Raw genomic sequence first — 2637 nt, 5'->3', positions numbered from 1 at the left:
TACTGGTCGTTGTCGCGGTAGGGCCACTCGCCGCGGCTGAACAGCAGTGTGTCCATCAGCTCGAACCCCTCCCCCTGGTCGTAGTCGAACGGGAAGCGGAACAGCTGCACGGCGTAGATGACGTAGACGATCAGGTAGCCGATGAAGGCGGCGACGGCCGCGGCGATCAACAGTCGGGGCAGCCAGGTGAGGGCTTTTGCCAGCGCGGGGGCGCGGGGGCGCGGGGGAGCGGGGGCGATGTAGGCCGGTTGAGGGTCGTCGGTCATGGGGCAGTGGTCAGTGGTAAGTATGCAGTGATCAGTAAGTCGGTATTCAGTAGGTCAGTAGTCGGCTGCTATCCCTCACGCCGGCCGGTCGCCCAGCGGCAAGAGCGACAGGCCAACCAGCGCCGCCAGGCCGGCGGCCAGCAGCGCGCGGCGTTGCGCCGGGCCGATGCCCTGGAACTGGCCCGCCCCCAGCAGGTCGATGGCGAACATTCCCACCGCCGCGCCCACGCCTAGCAAGATAAAAATCAACCCCAACTGTCGTTTTGTGACCATTGTGGAACTTACTATAGCAGAACATAGAAGACCTGACAGGTAGACGGCCCCAAGTGCGACGCACGCTCTATTCTCAAGCCGTCCGCATCCGAGGATGTGGGACTCAGTGCTCCCCTTCGCCCCTGCTCCCCAGCTCCCCTGCTCTTCCCGCTACTTGCCGCCCGCCACTTGCACACTACAATAAGCCTTCAGGATCAAACAACACCATGCTGATACGACTCTCCGCCGGAAGCCGGCGGCCACCCATCATTCGCGAGGACGCCATCAGCCGGCAACGCCTGACCCAACTTACCTGGCTCGTCGCCTTCGCCACCGGCGCGTTCGTGCTATGGGGCCTCTGGCGCTACGGCGTGGCTGCCGACGCGCTGAGCCGCGCGCCCGCCTGGCTGCTCGACCTGCTGGGTCTGATGACCGGCGCGGCCGGGCTGACGCTGGCCGGGTTGTGGGCGCTCATCCTGTGGCAGCGGTGGGCGATCGCGGCTGAGGCGACCGGGCCGCGCATGACTGTCGAGGAACTCTATGCGCTCAGCCCGCGCGCCTTCGAGCACTTCGTCGCCGAGTTGTTCGAGCGCCGCGGCTACACCGTCGAGGTGCGCGGCCGGGCCGGCGACCTGGGCGTAGACCTGGCCGTCTCCGCGCCCGACGGCCGGCTGGCCATCGTCCAGTGCAAGCGCTACCGCCACACCGTCGGCCCCGACATCGTTCGCGAACTGTTCGGCACGATGGTGCACGAACGGGCCTATCACGGCTTTCTCGTCACCACAGCCGAAATCTCCGGTGCGGCCCGGGACTGGGCGGCCAACAAGCCCATCACGCTCATTGACGGCCCGACGCTCTCCGGCCTCAGTGACGATCTACGTTACTGAGCGCAGGAGGGCGGAGGAGCAGGGGGGACGACCGCCGACGAACGGCTGCTGACCACTGACTTACTGACCACTAACAACTAACAACTAACAACTAACAACTTCCATGACCACTCGCCTCATTTTCATCCGCCACGCCCGCAGCATCTGGAACGACGCCGGGCTGTGGCAGGGACAGGCCAACCCGCCGCTCAGCGAGACGGGATTGGCCCAGGCCCGCCTGCTGGCCGAGCGCCTGCGCCGCGGCTGGCAGATCGACCACCTTTACGCCAGCGACCTGGAGCGCGCGGCGACTACGGCCGGCATCGTCGGCGACGCACTGGGCCTGCGGCCGACGCTCGATCCCGTCTGGCGCGAGCGCGGCATTGGCGAGTTGGAGGGGTTGACGAGTGAGCAGATCGCGGCGCGCTACCCGGAGGTATGGGCCGCGTTGGCTACTGGCCCTATGACCGGCGTGCCCGGCGCGGAGCCGACAGAGGTTGTGTTGGCTCGCGCGGCGGCCGGGTGCGCCGACCTACTGGCCCGTCATCCGGACCAGTCGGTGGCCGTGGTCAGCCACGGCGGCATGATCCAATCCACGATCCTCCACCTACTGGAACTGCCGCCGGTTGCCTACGCGCGGCTCGTCGGCGGCTATCACACGGCCATCAGCCAGGTCAATGTCCGCGACGGCTGGACGTACCTGGAGCGCCTCAATGACTTTGCCCACCTGGAACCGATGAAATAAACCAACCGCGGATATTCACGGATTCAACGGATTGAACCATCGTTTCAATCCGTTGAATCCGTTCAATCCGTGTTCATCCGTGGTTGATTTATTCTACCTCCAGCACGATCATCACCCGGCTGGGGGCGACACGGGCCAGGTCAACCGGGTCGGGTTCGCCGTCGACCATCTTCACATCGAAGTAGCCCGCCATCTGCGGCGCGCCGCGGAAGTAGGCGGCCAGCGCCTCGGCTAGCGCCTCCCCCGCCTCGATCACGTGGCCCACGGCCGGCGTCTCCTTGCCGCGCAGCCGCAGCGACACGCGCTGCCCGCCGCGCAGGTTGCGCCACCACGTCCGCGCCGGCGTGCTGGTGATGAGCAGTCGCTCCCCGTCGCGCACGTAGTTGACCGGCACGGAATACCGTTGGCCGCTCTTGCGCCCGGTATACGTCACCGCCAGCACGTCGCGGCTGATGGCCCCGTGCAGTGGCGAGCGCAGCAGCCAGAGCATGACCCCGTTGTACCACAT

4 protein-coding genes and 1 pseudogene are annotated in these 2637 nt (G+C 66.5%); 2 read left to right on the top strand and 3 right to left on the bottom strand.

The features are described 5' to 3' along the window. A pseudogene (locus tag ACE3UY_RS11170) lies at positions 1-266 on the bottom strand (hypothetical protein); the annotation flags it as partial. A 75-nt stretch (positions 267-341) separates the two neighbouring features. Continuing rightward, positions 342-539, bottom strand: a complete 198-nt coding sequence (locus ACE3UY_RS11165) for a hypothetical protein (RefSeq protein WP_374687607.1) — start codon at positions 537-539, stop codon at positions 342-344. Positions 540-745: 206 nt separating this feature from the next. Between ACE3UY_RS11165 and ACE3UY_RS11160 the strand changes: the two genes are divergently transcribed. Together ACE3UY_RS11160 and ACE3UY_RS11155 are read left to right on the top strand one after the other, a co-directional pair. Continuing rightward, positions 746-1405: a restriction endonuclease gene (locus ACE3UY_RS11160; protein ID WP_374687606.1), complete on the top strand. Its 660-nt coding sequence runs from the start codon at positions 746-748 to the stop codon at positions 1403-1405. Positions 1406-1508: 103 nt separating this feature from the next. Beyond that, positions 1509-2129 (top strand): histidine phosphatase family protein, encoded by a 621-nt coding sequence (locus ACE3UY_RS11155; RefSeq protein ID WP_374687605.1) that lies wholly within the window; start codon positions 1509-1511, stop codon positions 2127-2129. Positions 2130-2217: 88 nt separating this feature from the next. Here ACE3UY_RS11155 and ACE3UY_RS11150 read toward each other — a convergent pair. Next, positions 2218-2637, bottom strand: a 420-nt coding sequence (locus ACE3UY_RS11150) for a nitroreductase/quinone reductase family protein (RefSeq protein WP_374687604.1), incomplete at its 5' end; no start/stop codon positions are given.

The organism is Promineifilum sp. (SeqCode), assembly GCF_041918635.1.
GTDB lineage: Bacteria > Chloroflexota > Anaerolineae > Promineifilales > Promineifilaceae > Promineifilum.
Note: the sequence above shows the minus strand (reverse complement) of the source record. Positions and strands in the feature narration are given on the sequence as shown.